The organism is Pseudomonas sp. B22129, assembly GCF_044218875.1.
Taxonomy (GTDB): domain Bacteria; phylum Pseudomonadota; class Gammaproteobacteria; order Pseudomonadales; family Pseudomonadaceae; genus Aquipseudomonas.
On the sequence record NZ_CP162592.1, the window covers coordinates 1,629,170 to 1,652,172 of the forward strand.

The 23,003-nt window shown below is 61.6% G+C and carries 21 protein-coding genes; 9 read left to right on the forward strand and 12 right to left on the reverse strand.

Features of this window, described 5'->3' with window-relative positions; translation table 11 throughout:
* Positions 1–10 precede the first annotated feature (10 nt).
* Positions 11–1,933: an acetyl-CoA hydrolase/transferase C-terminal domain-containing protein gene (locus AB4P94_RS07335; RefSeq protein ID WP_395609999.1), complete on the forward strand. Its 1,923-nt coding sequence runs from the start codon at positions 11–13 to the stop codon at positions 1,931–1,933.
* Between the two features lie 147 nt (positions 1,934–2,080).
* On the opposite strand, the gene AB4P94_RS07340 is transcribed toward AB4P94_RS07335, so the two are convergent.
* A complete protein-coding gene (locus tag AB4P94_RS07340; RefSeq protein WP_010207474.1) occupies positions 2,081–2,653 on the reverse strand; it encodes a xanthine phosphoribosyltransferase in 573 nt (190 codons plus the stop codon).
* Between the two features lie 58 nt (positions 2,654–2,711).
* Entirely contained in the window at positions 2,712–4,721 is a 2,010-nt protein-coding gene (gene rep, locus AB4P94_RS07345) for a DNA helicase Rep (protein ID WP_395610000.1), read from the reverse strand.
* A 269-nt stretch (positions 4,722–4,990) separates the two neighbouring features.
* Here rep and AB4P94_RS07350 point away from each other — a divergent pair, with 269 nt between their 5' ends.
* The gene (locus tag AB4P94_RS07350; protein ID WP_395610001.1) at positions 4,991–6,655 is read left to right on the forward strand and encodes a putative bifunctional diguanylate cyclase/phosphodiesterase; all 1,665 of its coding nucleotides are present in this window, start codon (positions 4,991–4,993) and stop codon (positions 6,653–6,655) included.
* A gap of 141 nt (positions 6,656–6,796) precedes the next feature.
* Here AB4P94_RS07350 and AB4P94_RS07355 read toward each other — a convergent pair whose 3' ends face one another.
* Positions 6,797–8,200 carry a NorM family multidrug efflux MATE transporter gene (locus AB4P94_RS07355; RefSeq protein WP_395610002.1) on the reverse strand — a complete coding sequence of 468 codons (1,404 nt, stop codon included), beginning with the start codon at positions 8,198–8,200 and terminating at the stop codon, positions 6,797–6,799.
* 150 nt (positions 8,201–8,350) lie between these two features.
* Here AB4P94_RS07355 and AB4P94_RS07360 point away from each other — a divergent pair, with 150 nt between their 5' ends.
* Both AB4P94_RS07360 and AB4P94_RS07365 read left to right on the forward strand, forming a co-directional pair.
* Positions 8,351–9,271: a LysR substrate-binding domain-containing protein gene (locus AB4P94_RS07360; RefSeq protein ID WP_395610003.1), complete on the forward strand. Its 921-nt coding sequence runs from the start codon at positions 8,351–8,353 to the stop codon at positions 9,269–9,271.
* A gap of 167 nt (positions 9,272–9,438) precedes the next feature.
* Positions 9,439–11,415 (forward strand): methyl-accepting chemotaxis protein, encoded by a 1,977-nt coding sequence (locus tag AB4P94_RS07365; protein WP_395610004.1) that lies wholly within the window; start codon positions 9,439–9,441, stop codon positions 11,413–11,415.
* Here AB4P94_RS07365 and AB4P94_RS07370 read toward each other — a convergent pair.
* Positions 11,412–12,332: an ABC transporter six-transmembrane domain-containing protein gene (locus AB4P94_RS07370; RefSeq protein ID WP_395610005.1), complete on the reverse strand. Its 921-nt coding sequence runs from the start codon at positions 12,330–12,332 to the stop codon at positions 11,412–11,414. The two genes, AB4P94_RS07365 and AB4P94_RS07370, sit on opposite strands and share 4 nt — an antisense overlap.
* Before the next feature lie 112 nt (positions 12,333–12,444).
* On the opposite strand from AB4P94_RS07370, the gene AB4P94_RS07375 reads away from it, so the two are divergent.
* On the forward strand, positions 12,445–13,044 hold the full coding sequence (locus AB4P94_RS07375; RefSeq protein ID WP_395610006.1) for a TetR/AcrR family transcriptional regulator: 600 nt from the start codon (positions 12,445–12,447) through the stop codon (positions 13,042–13,044).
* Here the strand turns inward: AB4P94_RS07375 and AB4P94_RS07380 are convergent.
* Together AB4P94_RS07380 and AB4P94_RS07385 are read right to left on the reverse strand one after the other, a co-directional pair.
* Positions 13,041–14,537 carry a YifB family Mg chelatase-like AAA ATPase gene (locus AB4P94_RS07380; RefSeq protein ID WP_395610007.1) on the reverse strand — a complete coding sequence of 499 codons (1,497 nt, stop codon included), beginning with the start codon at positions 14,535–14,537 and terminating at the stop codon, positions 13,041–13,043. The two genes, AB4P94_RS07375 and AB4P94_RS07380, sit on opposite strands and share 4 nt — an antisense overlap.
* 216 nt (positions 14,538–14,753) lie before the next feature.
* Positions 14,754–15,017 (reverse strand): accessory factor UbiK family protein, encoded by a 264-nt coding sequence (locus tag AB4P94_RS07385; protein ID WP_094948733.1) that lies wholly within the window; start codon positions 15,015–15,017, stop codon positions 14,754–14,756.
* A gap of 422 nt (positions 15,018–15,439) precedes the next feature.
* Here AB4P94_RS07385 and glnK point away from each other — a divergent pair, with 422 nt between their 5' ends.
* From glnK to sutA, 4 genes are all read left to right on the forward strand, one after another.
* Positions 15,440–15,778 (forward strand): P-II family nitrogen regulator, encoded by a 339-nt coding sequence (gene glnK / locus AB4P94_RS07390; RefSeq protein ID WP_002555808.1) that lies wholly within the window; start codon positions 15,440–15,442, stop codon positions 15,776–15,778.
* A 35-nt stretch (positions 15,779–15,813) separates the two neighbouring features.
* Entirely contained in the window at positions 15,814–17,154 is a 1,341-nt protein-coding gene (locus tag AB4P94_RS07395; protein WP_395610008.1) for an ammonium transporter, read from the forward strand.
* A gap of 209 nt (positions 17,155–17,363) precedes the next feature.
* The gene (locus AB4P94_RS07400) at positions 17,364–17,789 is read left to right on the forward strand and encodes a secondary thiamine-phosphate synthase enzyme YjbQ (protein WP_395610009.1); all 426 of its coding nucleotides are present in this window, start codon (positions 17,364–17,366) and stop codon (positions 17,787–17,789) included.
* Positions 17,790–17,891: 102 nt separating this feature from the next.
* Positions 17,892–18,224, forward strand: coding sequence for a transcriptional regulator SutA (sutA, locus tag AB4P94_RS07405; RefSeq protein ID WP_395610010.1), 333 nt, complete (start codon positions 17,892–17,894; stop codon positions 18,222–18,224).
* Between the two features lie 179 nt (positions 18,225–18,403).
* Here the strand turns inward: sutA and AB4P94_RS07410 are convergent, their stop codons facing one another.
* Genes AB4P94_RS07410 through AB4P94_RS07435 form a run of 6 tightly spaced genes read right to left on the reverse strand, consistent with a single transcriptional unit; the run spans position 18,404 to position 22,992 of the window.
* Positions 18,404–19,105, reverse strand: a complete 702-nt coding sequence (locus tag AB4P94_RS07410; RefSeq protein WP_395610011.1) for an HAD family hydrolase — start codon at positions 19,103–19,105, stop codon at positions 18,404–18,406.
* Complete coding sequence (gene xerC, locus AB4P94_RS07415) at positions 19,102–20,001, reverse strand: tyrosine recombinase XerC (protein ID WP_395610012.1); 900 nt, start codon at positions 19,999–20,001, stop codon at positions 19,102–19,104. The genes AB4P94_RS07410 and xerC overlap by 4 nt, the downstream gene beginning before the upstream one ends.
* A 2-nt stretch (positions 20,002–20,003) precedes the next feature.
* Positions 20,004–20,720 (reverse strand): DUF484 family protein, encoded by a 717-nt coding sequence (locus tag AB4P94_RS07420; protein ID WP_395610013.1) that lies wholly within the window; start codon positions 20,718–20,720, stop codon positions 20,004–20,006.
* Between the two features lie 13 nt (positions 20,721–20,733).
* Positions 20,734–21,564 (reverse strand): diaminopimelate epimerase, encoded by an 831-nt coding sequence (gene dapF / locus AB4P94_RS07425; protein WP_395610014.1) that lies wholly within the window; start codon positions 21,562–21,564, stop codon positions 20,734–20,736.
* Positions 21,565–21,567: 3 nt separating this feature from the next.
* On the reverse strand, positions 21,568–22,815 hold the full coding sequence (gene lysA / locus AB4P94_RS07430; protein WP_395610015.1) for a diaminopimelate decarboxylase: 1,248 nt from the start codon (positions 22,813–22,815) through the stop codon (positions 21,568–21,570).
* Between the two features lie 9 nt (positions 22,816–22,824).
* Positions 22,825–22,992 (reverse strand): lipoprotein, encoded by a 168-nt coding sequence (locus AB4P94_RS07435; protein ID WP_395610016.1) that lies wholly within the window; start codon positions 22,990–22,992, stop codon positions 22,825–22,827.
* Positions 22,993–23,003 lie beyond the last annotated feature (11 nt).

The window sequence follows — 23,003 nt, forward strand, 5'->3', positions numbered from 1 at the left end:
GGAGGGTCGGATGGTGCAGTTGTGTTCAATCGAGCAAGCAGTTGACGACGTACTGGCACGCTTGCCGGCGCATATCCACATGGGCATGCCCCTTGGGCTGGGCAAGCCCAACCTGTTCGTCAACGCGCTGTACCGGCGTATTGCCAAGTTGCCCGAGCGGGCGCTGACGATCTACACCGCGCTGAGCCTGGGCCGCCCGCCCTTCGGCGATGGGTTGCAGAAGCGCTTTCTCGAACCCTTCATCGAGCGCGTGTTTGGCGATTACCCCGAACTGGACTTCCTCGCCGACCTGCACAAGGACAAGCTGCCGGCCAACATCCGCGTGCAGCAGTTTTTCATGCAACCCGGCAGCCTGCTTCACAGCGCATCGGCCCAGCAGGACTACGTCAGCAGCAACTACAGCCATGCCGCCCGCGACATCAACGCCGCCGGCCTGAACCTGGTGGCGCAATTGGTGGCCAGCAGTAACGAACACCCCGACCGCCTGAGCCTGAGCTGCAACCCGGACATCACCCTCGACCTGCTGCCGATGATTGAAAAACGCCGTGACGCGGGCGAAACCATTCTGGTGGTCGGCCAGGTTCACAGCGATTTGCCCTACATGCCCGGCGACTCTGAGCTGGGCATGGACGCCTTCGACTACCTGATCGACGCCAAGGACAGCACCACGCTGTTCTCCACGCCGAACATGCCGGTGGGGTTTCAGGACCACTTTATCGGCCTGCATGCCAGCACCCTCGTGCGCGATGGCGGCACCCTGCAGATCGGGATTGGCTCCATGGGTGACGCGCTGACTGCCGCCCTGCTGGCGCGCCAGGCCGATAACGAGGCCTACCGGCTGTTGTTGACTGACTTGGACGTGTACCAGTGGGCGCCGTTGATCAGCCGCGAAGGCGGCGTTGATCCCTTCGCCCGTGGCCTCTATGGCTGTAGCGAAATGTTCGTCAACGGCCTGCTGGTGCTGGCAGATGCCGGGATTATCCGGCGCAAGGTCTACCCGGATGTGGCGACCCAGGAACAAGCCAACGCGGGCACACTGGATGATGCCGCCCAGCCTGACGGCGTGTCGGTCCACGGAGGTTTCTTCCTCGGACCACGCAGTTTTTACCAGCGCCTGCAGGAAATGACCCACGCCAAGCGCCTCGAATTCAACATGACCCGCATCAGCTACATCAACGAGCTGTACGGCGAGGAACAACTCAAACGCCTGCAGCGCCTGGATGCACGGTTTATCAACAGCGCGATCATGGTGACCTTGCTCGGCGCGGGTGTGGCCGACCAGTTGGAAGATGGCCGCGTGCTCAGCGGCGTCGGTGGGCAGTACAACTTTGTTGCGCAAGGCCATGCACTGGAAGGCGCGCGCTCGATCCTGATTTTGCGCAGCTGGCGCGAGTCGGCGGGGGAGGTCAGTTCCAATATCGTGTGGGAATACGGCCACTGCACGATTCCCCGGCATCTGCGCGATATCGTGATTACCGAGTACGGAATTGCGGACTTGCGAGGTCAGACGGATGCCAAGGTGATCGAGGCTTTGCTCAACATCACCGACTCACGCTTCCAGGATGAGCTGATCGAGCAGGCGCAGAAGGCTGGCAAGTTGGCAGAGGATTTCCAGCTGGATCCACGCTTTGCCGACAACACACCGGAGCGCTTGAAAGCCATTCAGGGCAAACATCGGCGGCTGTTCCCGGAGTATCCGTTGGGCAGTGATTTCACCGACGAAGAGCGGGATTTGTTGCGGGCGCTGAATTGGCTCAAGAGTAAATTCAAGCTGACGGAGATTCTGGAACTCGGCAAGGCAGCGCTGGATGCGCCGGAGCCGGAGGCGTTTCCCGAGCATTTGAAGCGGATGCGGTTGGATCAGCCCGAAGGACTGAAAGAAGACCTCTACCAGCGCCTGCTACTCGCCGGCCTACAGGCCACCGCGCACTAACAAACAATGCAAATCAAATGTGGGAGCGGGCTTGCTCGCGAAAGCGGAGTGTCAGCCTCTGAATTTATTGGCTGACCCACCGCATTCGCGAGCAAGCCCGCTCCCACATTTTGATCCGTGTTCACCGGACATTTGCTGTGTGGCAAATTACTCGATGAAGGTGACGACGCCACCCGCCAGCGACTTGACCCGCGCCAGTGATTCCACCCGGTAACCCTGCGCATCCAGCTCCGCACGGCCGCCCTGGAACGACTTCTCGATCACAATCCCCAAGCCCGCGACAGTCGCACCGGCTTGCTTGATGATGGAAATCAGCGCCTGGGACGCTTTGCCGTTGGCCAAAAAGTCATCGATCACCAGCACACGGTCGCTGCTGGTCAGGTGGCGCGGGGAAATCGCCACGGTGCTTTCGACTTTCTTGGTGAAGGAATACACCGTCGCCGACAGCAGGTTTTCGGTCAGGGTCAGGGACTGTTGCTTGCGGGCGAAGATCACTGGCACGCCGAGGTTCAGCCCGGTCATGATCGCCGGGGCGATGCCCGAGGCTTCGATGGTGACGATCTTGGTGATGCCCGAGTCCTTGAACAGCGCGGCGAATTCGTCGCCGATCAGTTTCATCAGCGCCGGGTCGATCTGGTGGTTCAGAAAGGCGTCGACCTTGAGTACCTGATCGGAAAGCACGATGCCTTCTTCGCGAATTTTCTTGTGCAGTGCTTCCACGGAAAGCTTCCTCTAATGGCGCGGTGTGCGCCGAAAGTAGATTGAAAAGTAGTCGATTCTAGCGCTTTAACATCGCGCGTATATCCGCCAGGGCGGTGTTGCCGCGAACGGCTTTCACTTCGGTCGGTGTGTCGTCGTTGCCTTCCCAGGCGAGGTCGTCCGGCGGCAGTTCATCCAGGAACCGACTGGGGGCACAATCGATGATTTCGCCGTATTGCTTGCGCTTGGCGGCAAAGGTGAAGGCCAACGTCTGACGCGCGCGGGTAATGCCCACGTAGGCCAGCCGGCGTTCTTCCTCGATGGTGTCGGCTTCGATGCTGGAGCGGTGCGGGAGGATTTCCTCTTCCATGCCCATGATGAACACGTAGGGAAACTCCAGGCCCTTGGAGGCGTGCAAGGTCATCATTTGCACACCTTCGGCGCCGTCTTCCTCTTCCTGCTGACGCTCGAGCATGTCGCGCAGCACCAGCTTGCCGATGGCGTCTTCGACGGTCATCTCGCCTTCTTCGTCCTTCTCCAGCGTGTTTTTCAACGCTTCGATCAGGAACCAGACGTTGCCCATGCGGTAGTCCGCGGCCTTGTCGCTGGAGCTGTTGGTGCGCAGCCAGTTTTCATAGTCGATGTCCATGACCATGCTGCGCAACGCGCTGATCGGGTCTTCGCCGGCGCACTGCTCGCGCACCTTGTCCATGAAGCGCTTGAAGCGCGCCAGGCGGTCGGTGAAACGGGTGTCCAGGTGCTCGCCCAGGCCGATTTCGTCGGTGGCGGCGTACATCGAGATCTTGCGTTCGGTGGCGTAGTTGCCGAGCTTTTCCAGGGTGGTGGAACCGATTTCCCGGCGCGGTACGTTGATCACGCGCAGGAAGGCGTTGTCGTCGTCTGGGTTCACGATCAGCCGGAAGTAGGCCATCAGGTCTTTCACTTCCTGGCGTCCGAAAAAGCTGTTGCCGCCCGACAGACGATACGGAATCTGGTGGTGCTGCAGCTTCAGCTCGATCAGCTTGGCCTGGTAGTTGCCGCGATAGAGGATTGCGAAATCGCTGTAAGGCCGGTCGGTGCGCAGGTGCAAGGTCAGCAGTTCGACGGCCACGCGCTCGGCTTCGGCGTCTTCGTTGCGGCAACGGATCACGCGGATTTCATCGCCGTGGCCCATCTCGCTCCACAGCTGTTTTTCGAACTCGTGGGGGTTGTTCGAGATCAGCACGTTGGCGCAACGCAGAATGCGGCTGGTGGAGCGGTAGTTCTGCTCCAGCATCACCACTTTCAGGGACGGGTAGTCGTCCTTGAGCAGCATCAGGTTTTCCGGGCGGGCGCCGCGCCAGGCGTAGATCGACTGGTCGTCGTCGCCCACCACGGTGAACTGGTTACGCTTGCCGATCAGCATCTTCACCAGCAAATACTGGCTGGCGTTGGTGTCCTGGTATTCGTCCACCAGCAGGTAGCGCACCTTGTTCTGCCATTTTTCGAGGACGTCGGCGTGTTCTTCGAACAGCTTCACGGGCTGCAGGATCAGGTCGTCGAAGTCCACCGCGTTGAACGCCTTGAGCGTGCGCTGGTAGTGGGTGTAAACGATGGCGGCGGTCTGTTCCTTGGGGTTGCGCGCGTTTTCCAGGGCCTGGGCGGGCAGGACCAGGTCGTTTTTCCAGGCGCCGATCATGTTCTTGATCTCATCCACGCCGTCGTCGCCTGCGTATTCCTTCTGCATGATGTCGGTCATCAGCGACTTCACGTCGGTCTCGTCAAAGATCGAGAAGCCCGGCTTGTAGCCCAGCCGCGCGTGCTCCTTGCGGATGATGTTCAGGCCCAGGTTGTGGAAGGTACACACCGTAAGGCCACGGCCTTCGCCACCCTTGAGCAAGGTGCCGACACGCTCCTTCATTTCCCGCGCGGCCTTGTTGGTAAAGGTCATGGCGACGATGTACTGAGCGCGGATGCCGCACTGCTGGATCAGGTGCGCGATCTTGCGGGTGATCACGCTGGTCTTGCCGGAACCGGCACCGGCGAGCACCAATAGAGGGCCGCCGACGTAGTTCACGGCTTCTTGCTGCCGGGGATTGAGTCGGGACATACAGAATTCAGGGAGTCGTTGAACAAAAGGGCGGGCATTTTAACAGGCTCGCAGGATTCTGCTCTCACAGAACGACAGTGTGACGTACCACTCGATCTAAATTTGCCGGTTTTGATACTTTGCCGCAGGATGTGGTGGGCTTTTTTCGGCTAAGGTTGCGATTAACGTCTGTAGTCTGCGTATTTGATAATTCCTATCATTGGTGATTGTCAGGCCGCACGTCATAATGCCCGCCGCCAACGAAATCTTGCAGAGTCTAGGGAGCTAGCTTGTCTACGCCTGTCGAACCCTTGCGTTTGCTGCTACTGGCCGATGAGCCAGCGTGGGCAGCGTTGTTGCGCGAGTGCCTGGTGCCGATGGGCGATGGGGCTGTGCTGATCAGTGCACCCAACTGGGACTCGGTGAGTCGTCTGTTCGATGACGACCACGGTGCTGTGCTATTGACTACGCCAGGCCTGCAACCCGGCCCGGGCCGATGCAGCTTGCCGTGTGTGTTGCTGCTGGAACAGGAGCCGCTGGTTTCGCCGCTGGGCGTCAGTGACTGGCTGATCCGTGATGTATTGGATGCTGATACATTGCGCCGCTGCCTGCGCCACGTCCGCGAGCGCGGCGTACTGGAAAATACCCTGCAACGCCTGGCCGAACAGGACCCGCTCACCGGCATCGCCAATCGCCAGGGTTTCCAGACCCTGCTGGCGGCGCGCCTGGCGGAAAACGAAGGCCGCGGCCTGGCCCTCGGCCATCTGGACCTCGACAATTTTCGCCATGCCAACGATGCCCTCGGTCATCAGGCCGGTGACCGGTTGATCCTGCAAGTGGTGTCGCGCCTCAAGAGCCAGCTCGAGGCCGGGGACCAGTTGGCTCGTTTGGGCAGTGACGAATTTGCGTTGCTGATTGACACCCGTCGCGCGCCCCAGCGCGCCGAGTGGATGGCCGAACGCATCACCGAAGTCATGGCCGAGCCCTACTGGGTGGATGGCGAAAGCCTGTTGATCGGCTGCAGCCTGGGTGTGGCCCACGCCCGTGCGCGTGCCGGCGCCGACCCCTTGATGTGGCACGCGCACATCGCCATGCAACAGGCCAAAAGCACCCAGGGCTGCACCTTTCATATCTTCAACGAACGTATCAACCGCAACGCGCGCAGCCTGGCCGACTTGGAAAGCGAACTGCGCCGCGCCCTGCGCCGCGACGAACTGGAGCTGCATTACCAGCCGCGCCTGGATCTGGACGACGGGCATATCGTCGGCCTGGAAGCGTTGGTGCGCTGGCGTCATGGCGAGCGCGGGCTGTTGCCGCCGAGCGAATTCGTGCCCTTGGCCGAGCAAAGCGGGCTGATCGTGCCGCTGGGCTACTGGGTGATTTCCCGTGCACTGCGTGACATGCAAGACCTGCGCGAGCGCGGCCTGCCGCCGCTGCACATGGCGGTGAACCTGTCGTTCCGCCAGTTTCAAGACAGCCAGTTGCTGTCGACCTTGAGCCGGTTGATTGCCGAGCGTGGTGTTGAAGCTCAGTGGCTGGAATTCGAACTGACTGAAACCGCCGTGATGCGCCGCAGCGATCTGGTCAAGCAGACCATGGACGCCCTCGGCCGCCTGGGTGTGCGGTTTTCCCTGGATGACTTCGGCACGGGCTTCTCGTCATTCGTGCACCTCAACAGCCTGCCGATTGCCCTGTTGAAGATCGACAAGAGCTTCGTCGGCGGCATGGAAGAGCGCGAAGAGAACCGCAAGCTGGTGCACGCGATGATCAACCTGGCTCACAACCTGAATCTGGAAGTGGTGGCGGAAGGTGTGGAAACGCCTGAGCAGTTGGCGTTGCTGCGTTTGTTTGGTTGCGACCAGGCTCAGGGTTACTTGATCAGCAAGCCACTGCCGTTGCAGGAACTGGTGGAGTATTTGACGTTCGGCAAGAGCCAGCAGGCGCTACTGGGCTAGGCGATTGCGCTTTGTGAACCCAATCAAAACTGTGGGAGCGGGCTTGCTCGCGAATGCGCAGTGTCAGTCGCCAAATTTGTTGGCTGATCCACCGCATTCGCGAGCAAGCCCGCTCCCACATTATTGACTGAGTACATCCCATCAGTCGGGTTGCATGGCCTGGAATTCAGCGCGAACTTCAGGCTCCCGCCGAATCATCCGCTTCATCTTCACCTCAAACGCCCAGGTCAAGCTCACTGCCGCGCACGCCAGGCCCAACGCCAGGCCCCACCACACGCCCGTCGGCCCCCAGCCCAGGGTGAATGCCATCAACCATGCGGACGGCGCGCCGATCAGCCAGTAACAACCCAAACCCACCAGAAACGTCGTCTTGGCGTCCTTCAGCCCGCGAATGCAGCCCATGGCAATGGTCTGCACGCCGTCGAACAGTTCAAACCAGGCCGCGACAGCCAGCAAGCTGACGGCCAATACGATGACGTCATGGAAGGCGGGGTCGTTATGGTCCAGGAACAGTCCTATTAACGGGTCGGAAAACAGCCACAGCACAGCGGCGAACCCCAACATCACCGCCGCACCAAAGCCGATGCCGACACGCCCGGCCAGACGTGCATGCACCAACTGCCCGGCGCCGTAATGCTGGCCGATGCGCATGGTGATCGCGTAGGACATCCCCGCCGGCACCATGAAGGCCACCGAGACGATCTGCAGGGCAATCTGATGCGCCGCCAACTGCGTGCTGCCCATGGTGCCCATGCACAGCGCCGCGAAGGCAAACAGCCCGACTTCCACCGCGTAGGTGCCGCCAATCGGCAGGCCCAGGCGCCACAGCTCGCGCAAATACTGGGTGTTGAGGTGCAGCAGACCCTTGCCGAGCGGGTAGGCTGCGTAAGCCCGGTGAATGCGGATGTACCACCACAGCGCCAGTGCCATGCAGTTGGCGACAATGGCGGTCACCAGGCCGATGCCCATCAGCCCCAGTTTCGGCAGGCCGAACATGCCCTCGATCAACGCATGGTTGAGCAGGTAGTTGAGCACCGTGCCGCACAGGCTGATCACCATCACCGGGGTCGCTTTGCCGATGGCGCTGGTAAAGCCGCGCAAGGCCATGAAGCTCAGGTAGCCGGGGAGGGCGAAGGGCAGGATTGTCAGAAATTGCCCCGCCGCGTGCACGTTGGTTTCGGTCTGGCCGAACATCAGCAGTACTGGCTTGAGGTTCCACATCAGCAACGCCGCCGCCAGCGCCATCAACCACGCCAGCCAAAGCCCGGCCTGGGTCAGGCGGGTTGCGCCTTCGATATCGCCCGCGCCGTGGCGGATGGCCACAAGGGTGCCCACCGCCGCAATCACCCCGATGCAGAAAATCGCCACAAACGAATAGCTCGCTGCGCCCAGCCCGCCGCCGGCCAAGGCCTCGGGGCTCAGACGAGCCATCATCAGGGTGTCAGTCAGCACCATCAGCATGTGCGCCAACTGTGAGGCAATCAACGGCCCCGACAGCCGCAGAATGGCCCAGAGTTCGGTACGTGCCGGATGTTGCATGATCATCACGCTCGGAAAGTCAGAGGGTTGAGGGAGGGTTGATTCTCGGCGCTTCGGGCGCCTTCCACAAAAGGATAAAAGCGATCATCCGCATGACTAAAACTCATGTATAGCGATTCTGGTAGGGTGAGGCATTGCGCTGTAGGATCTTTCCTTATGACCCGTCGTCTTCCCCCGCTTTATGCCCTGCGCGCCTTTGAGGCAGCCTCCCGCCACAACTCATTCACTCGGGCGGCGGACGAGTTGTCGATCACTCAAAGTGCCGTCAGCCGGCATATCCGCACCCTTGAAGAACATTTTGCCTGCCGCCTGTTCCAGCGCAGCGGGCGCAGCCTGCAACTCACTGAAGCGGCGCGTCTGCTATTGCCCGGCGTGCGCGAAGGTTTCGCGGCGTTGGAACGCGCCTGTCATACCCTGAATGCCGAAGACGACATCTTGCGCATGAAGGCACCGTCCACCCTGACCATGCGCTGGCTGCTGGCGCGGATCAGCCGCTTCCGCGCCTTGCAGCCGGGTAATGAGGTGCAACTGACCAGCGCGTGGATGAGCGTGGATGAAGTCGACTTCAACCAGGAACCTTTCGACTGCGCGGTGCTGTTGAGCTACGGGCATTTTCCGGCAGATTGGGAGGCGTGCTACCTATTCCCCGAGCTGCTGATTCCGGTGGGCGCGCCGAACCTGCTCAATGATGGCCCGTGGGACGTGAACCGTCTGGCGGCTGCCGAGCTGCTGCACCCCACGCCCGACCGCCGCGACTGGCGCAACTGGCTGGAGCGCATGGGGCTGTCGTCCCAGGTTTCCCTCAAGGGCGGGCAGGTGTTCGACACGCTGGAGTTGGGCATGATCGCCGCCGCGCGGGGGTATGGTGTGTCGATGGGGGACCTGCTGATGGTGGCCGAAGACGTCGCCCAGGGGCGGTTGAGCCTGCCTTGGCCGACGGCAGTGGCGAGCCGGGAAAACTACTACCTGGTGTGGCCGAAAACCCGCCCCGGCGGCGAGCGCTTGCGCCGCCTGGCGGAGTTTCTTCAGGGTGAAGTCAACGCCATGGAACTGCCTCGGGTTGAACGCCTGGATTGATCGCTCGTGCAATCGTTTGCGCGATACCCCTGTGAATCGCTCAAGTATTGGCCGTGCCCGCCGAAGAAGGTGTGTTGGAACCCCCCGCGTTTCAACGTTTCCAACCCGATAATTTGCCGAGCAACGCTAAGAGATCAGGATGATCCTGGCCTCGGCCAGGAGCTTCTATGTCTCAACCTCGCGCTCGGATCGCGTCCCAGTTAGGCCTTGCCTTGGCCGTGATTCTGGCTGTCGTCATCAGCGGCAGCACTGTCTTCGCCCTGCGTTCTCTCGACTCCGCCAACCTCGACACCCGCGAGGAGCACCTGGCCAGCGAAGCACGCCTGCTCGCCGACCAACTCAACACCTTCCACAGCACCTTGCGCGAAAGTACCCAGCGTTTGAGCGGGCTGTTTGAAAAGCGCTTCGGCGCCGGCTTGAGCGTGCACGCGGACCAGCCAGTGACCGTGGCCGGTGTACAGACCCCGAGCCTTTACCTGGGCGAGCAGGTGCTGAACAACAACTTCGATGAAGTGGACGAGTTCAAGCAAATGTCCGGCGGCGTGGCCACGGTGTTCGTGCGCAGCGGCGAAGATTTCATCCGCATCAGCACCTCGCTGACCAAGCAAGACGGCAACCGCGCTATCGGCACCGTGCTCGACCACCAGCACCCGGCCTACCAGCGCTTGCTGGCCGGCCAGAGTTATGTGGGCCGCGCGGTATTGTTCGACCGTTCCTACATGACCCAATACAGCCCGGTGCGCGATGCCGGCGGCAAAGTCATTGCCGTGTTGTTTATCGGTTTTGATTACACCGACGAGCAGAAGGCCCAGTTCGATAACCTCAAGCGCTTCCGTATCGGCCAGACCGGCTCCCTGGCGTTGCTGGATGAACAGAAGCACTGGCTGGTGCCACCGGCGGGCGTGCAGGCGCTGGATCAGGCGGTTCCGGTGATGCTCGACCTCGCGAAAAAGCCGGGCGAAGGCCGCTTCTGGAGCGACAAGAACGAAGATTTCTACAGCGTCTCGGTGCCGTTTGAAGGTGGCCCGTGGGCAGTGGTGGCGAGCATGCCGAAATCGGAAATCCGCGCCGTGACCTGGGCCGTCGGTATTCGCCTGGTGATTGGCAGCGTGCTGGCGATGTTATTGGCAGTGGGCGCAGCGGTCTGGCTACTGCGCAGTAAATTGCAGCCCCTGAGTGATCTGGTGCGTCAGGCCGAAGCCTTGGGCGCGGGGGATTTGAGCGCGCGCTTGAACGTGTCCAGCCACGACGAAATCGGCCAGTTGGCGGGCAGCTTCAACCAGATGGGCGAAGCGCTGTCGACCATGGTTTCGCACATTCGCAAGGCGGCCGAAGAGGTCAACAGCCGCGCGCAGGCGCTGTCCGGTTTATCCGGGGGCGCCTATGAAGGCATGGAGCAGCAGTCCGGCGAGATCACCAGCATGGCGGGCGCAGTGGAAGAGTTCAGCGCCACGTCGCTGAACATCGCCGACAACATGGGCAACACCGAACGGCTTGCACAGGAAAATGCGCAGCAGACGCGCATCGGCCGCACCTCGATGCAAGAGGCGTCGTCGTCCCTGGAGCATATCGCCACTGCGCTGAACAGCACGGCTACAGTGATCAACACCCTGGGTCAGCGTTCCCAGGAAATCGGCGGGATTGTCGGGGTGATCACCTCGATTGCCGAGCAGACCAACCTGTTGGCGCTCAACGCCGCCATCGAGGCTGCCCGCGCCGGTGAGCAGGGGCGTGGGTTTGCCGTGGTGGCCGACGAAGTGCGCAACCTGGCATCACGCACCCGTCAGGCCACCGATGAAATTTCAGTGATGATCCAGAGCATCCAGCAGGAAACCGGCAACGCCATCAGCACCATGGAACACGGTAACGTGCTGATGCAGGAAGGCCTGTCGCGCAACGCCGACGTGGCCTCGGCCCTGGCGCGCATCGACGAGCAAAGCCGCTCCGCCGGCCAGCAGTTTGCCGCGATTACCACCGCCACGCAGGAGCAGAGCAGCACGGCGAACGTACTCAGCAGCAACCTGCAAAGCATTGCGCTGGCCAACAGCGAGCAGCGCGAAGTGGTCTCGAACCTGGCGATCACCGCCAAGGAACTGGAAACCCTGGCGGCGGGCCTGCGCCATGAAGTGGACCGCTTCCGCTAAGGCTTGGCGTCGCCCAGGCCGGGGTCCACGCGCTTGCCGATATCTTTGAGACGCGCCAGTTGATCCACCATGCCTGGCGCTTCGTCGAGGCTGCTGACGAAGGTCCACAGGTACGTCATGACCGCGTAAACGTGGCCGGCTTTCACGGCGGGCGACAGTGCCAACTGGCTGATCGCGACCACAAACAGCAGGGCTGCCAGCGTACCGATAAACAGGAACGCGGCGGCCTCGCGGTCTGACAGCCAGATGCGCAGGCGTGACAGCACCTGGTAATGACGCTGCAAGGTCTGGGCGCCGACCTTTTCCACTAGGCCGATTTCTTTTTCCAGGCGGTCGTTCAAGCGCTCGTGCAACTGCTGGTTGCGCCGCGCAAAGCGTGGCAGCAACGTGGTGCACAGCAGCAAGGCGCTCAGGCAGGCGAGGCCGATCCACGGCTCGATCACCAGCAGCATCACGGCCGCGCCGACGATGGACACCAGTGCCGTGGCGATGATCGGCACATGTTTTTCGAAGAAATCCACAAAGTCCCGCGCCAGCACCACCCGCGCCGCCGCGCGCGAAGTGCTGTGGTTTTGCAGGCGTTGATTGAGGATTACCGGCACCGCGAGGTCGGCGTAGATGCGCGTAAAGGTGCGCGTGTCCAGCGCACGGCGTGCCGCCCCGACGACCCAGAACGCCAGAACCACGGCGGCGTAAAACAGTGCGCTACCCGCGTCGCCCCGGATAATCGAGTCCACCGCGAACCCGGCAAACAGCGGGTATGCCAGTAGAAGCGCGTTCTCCAGCGCAACCAGCGACAGCGTGCAAAACAACTTGCCGGGGTAGGCCCTGGCGATCGCCTTGAGGGTTTGGCTGGCGGACTGTTGGCCGATTTTCTTGCTTTCTTCGATAAGAATTTGCGGTGTGACGGATGACATGGGTGCACCAAAGGAGTGTTAGACGCTATTATTGAGCGACTGCTCAAGTATCCTTGAGCGACCGCTCAAAAAGCAAGCGCCGCTCATCTACCGGTGCCTGAAGGAATTGCCCATGTCGCGTACCGACCGTAAAGACCAGATCATCGCCGCTGCCCTGGAGCTGTTTCGCAGCAAGGGGTTCGCCGATGTGTCCACCCGTGATCTGGCCGAACATGCCGGGCTGTCTCGCAGCCATGTCTATCACTACTTCAGCGACTGGAATGAGCTGCGCCGCGAAGCCTTTGTGCGGTTTGCCAATGAGCAACTGGACGAAGTCCGCGCGCCGCTGGTCGGCTTGCCGCCGCAGGAGGCGTTGATGAGGTTCCTGCGTGATTGCCTGCCGTGTACAGCTGACGCCGGCTGGGCGCTGTGGCTGGATGCCTGGGATGAGGCGATGCATGACCCGCAAATGGCCGAGGCCTATCTGGTGATCAACGCCCAGTGGCAAGGCATGCTCGCCGAGGTGATTGAGCAAGGCGTGGTTGCCGAAGTATTTCGCTGTGATTCGCCAACGCGCGCCGCCCGGCAGATTTTTGCCGTGGCCATGGGGTATGCCGATGACCTGATGCTCAAGCCCTCCAGCGAATCTGCCGAGGCGGCGCTGGATGAGGTGATGGAAGTGGCGCGGTTGCTGCTGGGGTTCACCGCGAAGGGCTGCCGCACAGAGGGCTAGTTCAATGCCGCTGGGCGATATTGCAGCGCCTCGGCCAAATGATGCCGGGCAATGTTCTCCACCTGTTCAAGGTCAGCCAGGGTGCGCGCGACCTTGAGCAGTCGATGGGCCGCGCGCAGCGATAACGTCAGCCGCTCGCAGGCGCTTTCCAGCCAGCCCTCGTCGGCTTTCGCCAGCTGGCAGTGCGCGCGTAATCCCGGCAGATCAAGAAACGCATTGGCACAGCCCTGGCGCTTTTGTTGGCGCTCCCGGGCTTCGGCGACTTCTGCTGAGGCTTTTGCCGTGCTGTCGCCGGGCTGTTGGGTCGGATTGAGCGCGGTGGTTTCCCGGGCGACGGTGAGGTGCAAGTCGATCCGGTCCAGCAACGGCCCGGAGAGCTTGTTGCGGTAGCGCTGAATTTGCTCCGGCGTGCAACGGCAACGCCCGCTGGGTTCGCTCATATAGCCGCAGGGGCAGGGGTTCATGGCCGCCACCAGTTGGAAACGGGCCGGGAAACTCACGCGGTCACGGGCGCGGGAAATCACGATATGCCCCGACTCCAATGGCTCGCGCAGTACTTCCAGCACCTTGCGATCAAACTCGGGCAGTTCATCCAGAAACAGCACGCCGTGATGGGCGAGGGTGATTTCTCCAGGCTGCGGCTTCGACCCACCGCCTACCAATGCGGGCCCTGACGCAGAATGGTGCGGCTGGCGAAAAGGCCTGTGCGGCCAGTGGCTCAAGGGTGCGAGGCTGACAACTGACTGAATCGCAGCGACCTCCAGGGCTTCCTGCTCACTCAGTGGTGGCAGCAGGCCGGGAAGGCGGCTGGCGAGTAATGTCTTGCCTGTGCCGGGTGGCCCGCTGAACAGCAGGTTATGCGCGCCTGCTGCGGCAATCAGCAAAGCGCGTTTGGCCGCCAATTGGCCTTGCACCTCACTCAAGTCCGGGTAGGGTTTGTTCAAGTACAGCAAGCCGTCGGACTTGTAGGGCTCAATCGGCACCTGCCCATTCAGGTGCGCGACCACCTGCAGCAGGTGGTCCACAGCAATCACTTTCAACCCTGACGCCAGGCACGCTTCCTCGGCATTCGCCCGCGGCACTATCACGGTGCGCCCGGCCTTGCGTGCCGCCAGTGCTGCCGGCAACACGCCTTTCACCGCACGCACCTCGCCGGACAACGCCAATTCCCCCAAGCATTCCACGTCGTCGAGCATCAATGACGGCACTTGCACACTGGCTGCCAGAATCCCCAGGGCAATCGCCAAATCAAAACGCCCGCCGTCCTTGGGCAGGTCGGCGGGCGCGAGGTTGAGGGTAATGCGCCGCGCAGGGTATTGCAGCGCGCAGTTGAGGATGGCGCTGCGCACGCGGTCCTTGCTTTCCTTCACGGCGGTTTCCGGCAGGCCGACCAGCGTCAGGGATGGCAGCCCATTGGCCATGTGCACTTCGACGGTGACGGCGGGGGCTTCGACGCCGATTTGGGCGCGGCTGTGGACGATGGCGAGGGACATGCTCGTTCCTTGAAAGGGAGGCCGCTTCCTGCGGGTTTTTCAAGGGTAGACGAGGTGGGGAAGGGGGAGGCGGGGGAGGTTTTACAGAACGTATCCAAAGCAGCCCGCAGCGCTTTAGGTGGGAGCTGGCTTGCCTGCGATGGCGGTCTATCAGTTAGCCCTGAGATACCTGGCCCACCGCTATTGCAGGCAAGCCAGCTCCCACAGAGTCCGAGTTTATTCAGCGGAGGGCGGCGTTAACTTGGCTTCCAGCTCGGCCACCTTCGCTTCCAGGCTCTCCAGCCGCGCCCGCGTGCGCGCCAGCACCACCATCTGGCTATCAAATTCCTCCCGGCTCACCAGGTCGAGTTTGCTGAAGCCACTTTGCAGCAATGCCTTGAATTGGCTTTCGATTTCGTTGCGGGGCAGCGGGGTGTCGCCGCTGAACAAGCGAGAGGCGTGGCCGCTCAGGGCGTCGAGGAGGTCTTTGGGCGCGAGCATGGGAAATATTCCGGAAAACTGTTGGCCGGCAGTGTATCACGCAGCGTCTATAGTCTTTTTCGCAGGCCTGGGCGCACGCTTTTCGCGCAGTGGGCCGGGCGCTCGCGCACCGTTTAAGTGCGCAATGGCGCCTCCAAAAAGCCCCGCAGGTGGGCATAAGTGGGCAAAGGACTGATTTCAGTGATTTTTACGGAGCTGGCAAGGTTTCTGCTTAGACGATCATGACCCATGCACTGATGCAGTCGCTGTGACGAATGCAGTGCGCCGACGGATCAGGGGTACAGGTTTCGTCACCAGTGGTTCGCTGGCGTCGCAACGGTAAATGCCGAGGCGACGACGCGTTACAAAGCCAGGCACTGCGCTTAGACTTGAGACGGGTTTGTTTTCCTGGGGCAAGTCCACCAATTCGGGAGAGAGTTTTCATGAAGCTAGTCACTGCCATCATCAAGCCGTTCAAGTTGGACGATGTACGCGAGTCGTTGTCCGAGATCGGCGTGCAGGGCATTACCGTTACTGAGGTCAAAGGCTTCGGTCGGCAGAAGGGTCACACCGAGCTGTATCGCGGCGCGGAATACGTGGTCGATTTCCTGCCAAAGGTGAAGATTGATGTCGCCATTGACGACAAGGATCTTGACCGGGTTATCGAGGCGATAACCAAGGCGGCCAACACCGGCAAGATCGGTGACGGCAAGATCTTCGTGGTCAATCTGGAACAGGCTATTCGCATCCGTACCGGCGAAACCGATACCGACGCAATCTAAGCCGCCAAACCCCCAACGCCCCAGGAGAAAACAATATGACTCTGCGTAAATTCGCAGGGCTAGGAGCCCTGTTGTCCCTCGTAATGCCGGCCCTGGCATTGGCGGCGGACCCAGCCCCCGCTCCAGTCCTCAATTCCGGCGACACGGCGTGGATGCTCACATCCACCGCGCTGGTACTGTTCATGACCATTCCGGGCCTGGCGCTGTTCTACGGCGGCATGGTTCGCTCCAAAAACATTCTGTCGGTGATGATGCAGTGCTTCGCCATCACTGGCCTGATCTCCATCTTGTGGTTCGTGTACGGCTACAGCCTGGCGTTCGACACCACGGGTATGGAAGCAGGCGTGGTCAACCTCAACTCGTTTGTGGGTGGCCTGTCCAAACTGTTTCTCTCGGGCGTGACCCCGGCCAGCATCACCGGCCCGGCGGCGTTGTTCCCTGAGTCGGTGTTCGTCACCTTCCAGATGACGTTTGCCATCATTACGCCTGCGCTGATCGTGGGTGCTTTCGCCGAGCGTATGAAGTTCTCTGCGATGCTGATCTTCATGGGCATCTGGTTCACCCTGGTTTACGCGCCGATTGCTCACATGGTGTGGGGCGGTCCGGGTTCTTTGCTGGGCGACTGGGGCGTGCTGGATTTCGCAGGCGGCACCGTGGTGCACATCAACGCCGGTGTGGCTGGCCTGGTGGCGTGCCTGGTACTCGGCAAGCGCAAAGGCTTCCCGACCACCCCGATGGCCCCGCACAACCTGGGTTACACCCTGGTCGGCGCGGCGATGCTGTGGGTTGGCTGGTTTGGCTTCAACGCCGGCTCCGCCGCTGCGGCCAACGGCACTGCCGGCATGGCAATGCTGGTTACCCAGATCGCTACCGCTGCTGCGGCGCTGGGCTGGATGTTCGCCGAGTGGGTCACCCACGGTAAGCCAAGCGCTCTGGGCATCGCCTCGGGTGTGGTTGCGGGCCTGGTGGCAATCACCCCGGCTGCCGGCACAGTGGGCCCGATGGGCGCCCTGGTCATCGGCCTGGCGGCTGGCGTGGTGTGCTTCTTCTGTGCGACCACTCTGAAACGCAAACTGGGCTACGACGACTCCCTGGACGCCTTCGGCGTACACGGTATCGGCGGTATCCTCGGCGCGATCCTGACCGGCGTGTTTGCTGCACCGGCGATGGGCGGCTTCAACGCCACCACTACTGACATCGCGGCGCAAGTCTGGGTCCAGTGCAAAGGCGTCGGCTTCACCGTGATCTACACGGCCATCGTGACCTTCATCATCCTCAAGGTGCTGGATGCGGTCATGGGCCTGCGGGTTACCGACGAAGAAGAGGCCGTGGGCCTCGACCTGGCGCAACACAACGAACGCGGCTACAACTTGTAAGTACGTGTAAAAAAGATGCCCGGCTTGCCGGGCATTTTTTTGTCTGGCGTTTGTCTTTGGCTAAAGGTGTATGGGTTTTTTATCGACTTTGTGATGGGATCCACACGGCACTTTTGAGGGTGCGGATGTCTTACAGGCATGTAGGCGTATTCGACACTTTGTTTTTTCCCAGAGCGCGCTAGAATGCGCGCCGATGGGCGGAGAACTGTATGTGGCAACAGACCCTGATAACCCTGCGGGCCAAGCCCCGGGGCTTTCATTTGGTGACGGATGAGTTGCTCGCCGGCCTGCCTGAACTGAAGGCGTGTCGCGTGGGCCTGTTGCATCTGTGGCTGCAGCACACTTCGGCCTCGTTGACGGTCAACGAGAATGCCGACCCGGCGGTTCGCCGTGACTTCGAGCGTTTTTTCAACTCGCTGGTGCCGCAAGGGCGTGCAGGGTTCGAACATGACGACGAAGGTCCGGATGATCTGCCGGCGCACTTCAAGGCCAGTCTCCTGGGCTGCCAGCTGAGTTTGCCGGTCAAGGCCGGCCGCTTGGCGATAGGAACCTGGCAAGGTGTTTATCTGGGCGAGCACCGTGATCATGGCGGTGCTCGTAAAGTCCTCGCCACGTTGCATGGTGATGAGGCATAAGCCACTGGTTAACCAGTGGATGTTGATTTTTTTCCGGCGCCCTCGACAGGGGGTGAAGCTGGGCTATAACTAATCTGCTTTTCGCAAGTCATGAGGTAGAACATGAGCGACGATGATCTGGAAAACGACGAACTCGAAGTAGGTGACGACGACGAGACCGAGGAAGGTCTTGAAGCGGCCGTCGAAGACGTTGCTGACGAGGGCGATGACGGCGGCGATGACGCACCTGCCAAAGCAGCCAAAGGCAAAGCCAAGGCCGCTGTTTCGGTAGACGAGTTGCCGAGTGTTGAAGCCAAGAACAAAGAGCGCGATGCGCTGGCCCGCGCGATGGAAGAGTTCCTCGCTAAAGGCGGCAAAGTGCAGGAAGTCGAGGCCAACGTGGTGGCTGATCCACCGAAGAAGCCTGATAACAAGTACGGCAGCCGACCTATCTGAGGTCAGTTATCGCTTGTAAGAAAAAGCCCGCCGTCGCTGCGGGCTTTTTCATGCCTGGGGAAAATTGCAGGTCTGCTGAAATACCCTGTGGGAGCTGGCTTGCCTGCGATAGCGGTGGGCCAGGCATCACAGGGTTAACTGATAGACCGCCATCGCAGGCAAGCCGGCTCCCACAGGGTTTAGTGCTGATTCCAGCTGCGCAGCAACGGCGGCAACTCGGTCAGGCTGCGAATCTGCGCATCCGGCTTCTTGTCCGCTTCCCAGGCCTTGCCCGTCGGGTTGAACCACACCGCTCGCAGCCCCGCCTGCTGCGCCCCGGCAATGTCATCGCCCGGATGATCACCAATATGCACCGTTTGGCTCGCATCCACGCCACCGCGCTGCAACGCTTCCTGAAACAACCGCGCATCCGGCTTGGCGATGCCGATGTCTTCGGCGCGCAAGGCGAAGTGGAAATAGTCCGCCAGGCCCACGCGTTGCACGTCAGCGTTGCCATTGGTGATCACGCCCAGCAGGAAGTGCTGGCGCAGGGCTTGCAGCATCGGCTCGGCTTCCGGGAACGGCGTGAGCTGGTGCCGCGCGTGAATGAACGCCTCGTAGCACACATCTGCCATTTCCGTGGCCTGCGGCTGTGGATAACCGGCTTCTTCAAAGGCGTGCATCAACACGCGGTGGCGCAGGATGCTGATGCGGTATTTCAGCTCGGGATGGCGCTCCAGCACGGTCTGGCGCAGCTTGGCAAAATGCTCCAGCGGCAAGTCGCCCACTTTGGAGGCGTTCACCGCCAGCCATTCACGCATTGAAGCTTCGGCGCTGATGATGACGGGTACGTTATCCCAGAGCGTGTCGTCCAGGTCGAAGGTGATCAGCTTGATACTCATGAGTCGCTGCCCTTGATGCGTTTGGCCCGTGGGTGGGCGCTGTCGTACACCGTTGCCAGGTGTTGGAAGTCGAGGTGGGTGTAAATCTGTGTGGTCTTGATGTCGGAATGGCCGAGTAACTCTTGAACCGCGCGCAGGTCCTGTGACGATTCCAGCATATGGCTGGCAAACGAGTGCCGCAGCATGTGTGGATGCAGGTTCTGCCCCAGCTCGCGCTCACCGGCGGCTTTTACCCGCACTTGAATCGCCCGCGGCCCGAGGCGTCGGCCTTGTTGGCTGACAAATACCGCGTCATCTGCCGGGTTGGTCAGCAGGCGCAGTGGCAGCCACAGCTGCAAGGCTTCCCGGGCCTTGCGGCCCACTGGCAGCACGCGGGTCTTGCTGCCCTTGCCGAGCACCTGCACCAGGCCGTCCGCCAGGTCCAGTTGATCCAGGTTCAGGCCGGTCAGCTCTGACAGGCGCAGGCCTGAGGAATAAAACAGTTCAAGAATCGCTTGATCACGATGGGCGAGGAAGTCGTCCTCGACCGCGCCGTCGAGCAGTTGCAAGGCGCGGTCTGTATCCAGCGTCTTGGGCAGGCGCCGTTCGCCCTTGGGCGGGGACAGGCCGTTGGCCGGGTCGTGGTCGCACAAACCTTCACGATTGAGATAGTGGTAGAGCCCGCGCACCGCCGAGAGCAGGCGTGACAGGCTGCGGGACGACTGACCGGCCTGGTGCAAGCGCGCGATCAGGCTGCGCAGGCTTTGGATATCCAGGGCCTTCCAGCTGCTGATCTGTTGTTTCTCGCAGTACGCCAGGACTTTGTTCAAGTCGCGCCGGTAGGCTTCCAGCGTGTGGGGCGACACCTGGCGCTCGTTGCGCAGGTGAGCGCAGTAAGCGTCCAGTTGCCGTTCCATGGCTAGCGCACCGCGCGCAGGGCGGTGGTAAAGCGCGGCAGCACGCGGCCCAGCACTTGCGCGATATAGGTCAAAAACAGCGTGCCCACCGAGCTTTTATAGTGCGCTGGATCGCGGCTGGCGATGGCCAGTACCCCGTGCAGCCCTTGATGGCTGAGGGCGACCACGGCGGTGGAGCCGATCTGCACGCGCTGCTCGGCGCCAAACAGGAAGTCCAGCTCGTGCTCGCGCAAGGTGCCGCTGATGGTCTTGCCTTCGGATAGCAGCCCGCCAATCGCGGTTTGCGCTTCGCCACCGCTGACCCAGCGACCCACCGGCATCGGGTTGTCGCTGAACAGGATCAGGCTGACAAAGGGCACCTGGAAGTCCTGGCGCAGGCTGTCTTCCACGGCGATCACCGTTTCTTCCAGGCTGGTGGCGTCCATCAGGGTAAGGATCAGGCGGCGGGTTTTCTCGAACAGACGGTCGTTGTCGCGGGCGACGTCCATCAAGTGCGAGAGCTTGTGGCGCATTTCGATATTGCGCTCGCGCAGGATCTTCATCTGCCGCTCCACCAGCGACACGGTGTCACCGCGCTGGTGGGGAATGCGCAAGGCCGGCAGCAGCTCTTCGTGTTCGACGAAGAAATCCGGATTAGCCTCAAGGTACGCCGCGACTGCTGCGGCCTCCAGACTGTCGCTTGGGGTTGCTTGGGCGGGTACTTGAGGCTTATCGGTCATTGGCTTGGCTCACTCATAGACGGACCTGTCCTTCGTATACACGCGAGGCCGGCCCGGTCATCAACACCGGGTGGCCAGGGCCTGCCCATTCGATGGACAAGCGCCCACCAGGCAGGTCGATCAACAGGGGCGAATCCATCCACCCCTGGCTGATCGCGGCCACGGCAGCGGCGCAAGCACCGGTGCCGCAGGCCTGGGTTTCGCCGGCGCCGCGTTCCCACACACGCAATTGTGCACGGGAACGGTCGATCACCTGCAGGAAGCCCACGTTCACCCGTGCCGGAAAGCGCGGGTGATGCTCGATCTTCGGCCCCAGTTCATGCACCGGGGCGTTGTTGATGTCGTTGACCCGCAGTACTGCATGGGGGTTGCCCATCGAGACGGCCGCGATGTCGACGGTCTTGCCATCAACCTCCAGCGGATAGCTCACAGCCTGCTCGGTGGCCTGAAACGGAATGTCCGCCGGCACCAGGCGTGGCGCGCCCATATTGACGCTGATCTGGCCGTCGCTGCGGATGTCCAGCTCGATCACACCGCTCTTGGTCTCGACGCGAATCTGCCGCTTGGCGGTCAGGCGCTTGTCCAGCACAAAGCGGGCGAAGCAGCGCGCGCCGTTGCCGCACTGTTCCACTTCGGAGCCGTCGGAATTGAAGATCCGGTAACGGAAATCCACCTCCGGGTTGCTCGGCGCCTCGACGATCAGCAGTTGGTCAAAACCAATACCGGTATGGCGGTCGCCCCATTGTTTAGCGTGTTTGGGCAGGATATGCGCGTGCTGGCTGACAAGGTCCAGGACCATAAAGTCATTGCCCAGCCCGTGCATCTTGGTAAAACGCAGCAGCATGGCTTACTCCGGCAGCAGGCTTTCGCCAGCATACAACTCGGCTACCGTCTCGCGGCGACGCACTTCAAATGCTTTATCACCGTCCACCAACACCTCGGCGGCACGGCCGCGGGTGTTGTAGTTGGAACTCATGACAAACCCGTAGGCACCGGCCGAGTGAATGGCCAGCAGGTCGCCTTCTTCCAGGGCCAACTGACGGTCCTTGGCCAGGAAGTCGCCGGTCTCGCAGATCGGGCCGACGATGTCATAAGCGCGCGCTTCGCTGTTGCGAGGCGTCACGGCGGTGACATTCATCCAGGCTTGGTACAGCGCCGGGCGGATCAGGTCGTTCATCGCCGCGTCGACGATGGCGAAATCCTTGTGCTCGGTGTGCTTGAGGTACTCGACCTGGGTCAGCAGCACGCCGCCGTTGGCAACGATGTAACGGCCTGGCTCGAACATCAGGGTCAGGTCGCGGCCTTCAATGCGCTCGCGTACGGCCTTGATGTAGTCGGCGATCAGCGGCGGCTCTTCGTCGCGATAGCGCACGCCCACACCGCCACCGAGGTCGATGTGGTGCAGGTAGATGCCGCATTCGCCGAGGCGATCGATCAACGCCAACAGGCGGTCGAGGGCGTCGAGGAACGGTGGCAACGTCGTCAGTTGCGAGCCGATATGGCAGTCCACGCCCAGCACTTCCAGGTTCGGCAGTTGGGCGGCGCGGATGTACACGTCCTCGGCGTCGGCAATGGCGATGCCGAACTTGTTCTCTTTGAGACCGGTGGAGATGTAGGGGTGCGTACCGGCATCGACGTCCGGGTTGACGCGCAGGGAAATCGGCGCGCGAACGCCCATCTCGGCGGCCACAACCTGCAGGCGCTCCAGCTCGTCGGTGGATTCGATGTTGAAGCAATGCACGCCGACTTCCAGGGCACGGCGCATGTCTTCGCGGGTCTTGCCGACGCCGGAGAACACGATCTTGTCAGCCTTGCCGCCAGCAGCCAGTACACGCTCCAGCTCGCCACGGGAGACGATGTCGAAACCGGCGCCCAGGCGCGCCAGGACACTCAGTACACCCAGGTTGGAGTTGGCCTTGACCGCATAGCACACCAAGTGCGGCACGCCGTCCAGCGAGTCGGTGAAAGAACGGTATTGGGCTTCGATATGCGCACGGGAGTACACATAGGTCGGGGTGCCAAAGCGCTCGGCAATCGCGGACAACGCCACGCCTTCCGCGAACAGCTCGCCGTCCCGGTAGTTAAAAGCGTCCATGGTTTTCCCTTAGTAGGTGTCGTGCTTATGCGCTTTGGATGGCTTTTGCGACGATTGCGCCTGGTCATTCGGATCTTTGCTGTCATCTGGCAGGTACAGCGGGCCTTTTTGACCACAGGCACTAACGAGGCAAGCGACCGCGACGAGCGCAGCAAGGGAAGAGATCAGGCGCTTCATGGCGAAATCCT

Coding starts and splice junctions, on each gene's coding strand:
- AB4P94_RS07335 (WP_395609999.1), top strand. CDS start 11: ATGGTGCAGTTGTGTTCAATCGAGCAAGCAGTTGACGACGTACTGGCA.
- rep (WP_395610000.1), bottom strand. CDS start 4,721: ATGTCCCGACTCAATCCCCGGCAGCAAGAAGCCGTGAACTACGTCGGC.
- AB4P94_RS07355 (WP_395610002.1), bottom strand. CDS start 8,200: ATGATCATGCAACATCCGGCACGTACCGAACTCTGGGCCATTCTGCGG.
- AB4P94_RS07360 (WP_395610003.1), top strand. CDS start 8,351: ATGACCCGTCGTCTTCCCCCGCTTTATGCCCTGCGCGCCTTTGAGGCA.
- AB4P94_RS07365 (WP_395610004.1), top strand. CDS start 9,439: ATGTCTCAACCTCGCGCTCGGATCGCGTCCCAGTTAGGCCTTGCCTTG.
- AB4P94_RS07370 (WP_395610005.1), bottom strand. CDS start 12,332: ATGTCATCCGTCACACCGCAAATTCTTATCGAAGAAAGCAAGAAAATC.
- AB4P94_RS07375 (WP_395610006.1), top strand. CDS start 12,445: ATGTCGCGTACCGACCGTAAAGACCAGATCATCGCCGCTGCCCTGGAG.
- AB4P94_RS07380 (WP_395610007.1), bottom strand. CDS start 14,537: ATGTCCCTCGCCATCGTCCACAGCCGCGCCCAAATCGGCGTCGAAGCC.
- AB4P94_RS07385 (WP_094948733.1), bottom strand. CDS start 15,017: ATGCTCGCGCCCAAAGACCTCCTCGACGCCCTGAGCGGCCACGCCTCT.
- glnK (WP_002555808.1), top strand. CDS start 15,440: ATGAAGCTAGTCACTGCCATCATCAAGCCGTTCAAGTTGGACGATGTA.
- AB4P94_RS07395 (WP_395610008.1), top strand. CDS start 15,814: ATGACTCTGCGTAAATTCGCAGGGCTAGGAGCCCTGTTGTCCCTCGTA.
- AB4P94_RS07400 (WP_395610009.1), top strand. CDS start 17,364: ATGTGGCAACAGACCCTGATAACCCTGCGGGCCAAGCCCCGGGGCTTT.
- sutA (WP_395610010.1), top strand. CDS start 17,892: ATGAGCGACGATGATCTGGAAAACGACGAACTCGAAGTAGGTGACGAC.
- AB4P94_RS07410 (WP_395610011.1), bottom strand. CDS start 19,105: ATGAGTATCAAGCTGATCACCTTCGACCTGGACGACACGCTCTGGGAT.
- xerC (WP_395610012.1), bottom strand. CDS start 20,001: ATGGAACGGCAACTGGACGCTTACTGCGCTCACCTGCGCAACGAGCGC.
- AB4P94_RS07420 (WP_395610013.1), bottom strand. CDS start 20,720: ATGACCGATAAGCCTCAAGTACCCGCCCAAGCAACCCCAAGCGACAGT.
- dapF (WP_395610014.1), bottom strand. CDS start 21,564: ATGCTGCTGCGTTTTACCAAGATGCACGGGCTGGGCAATGACTTTATG.
- lysA (WP_395610015.1), bottom strand. CDS start 22,815: ATGGACGCTTTTAACTACCGGGACGGCGAGCTGTTCGCGGAAGGCGTG.
- AB4P94_RS07435 (WP_395610016.1), bottom strand. CDS start 22,992: ATGAAGCGCCTGATCTCTTCCCTTGCTGCGCTCGTCGCGGTCGCTTGC.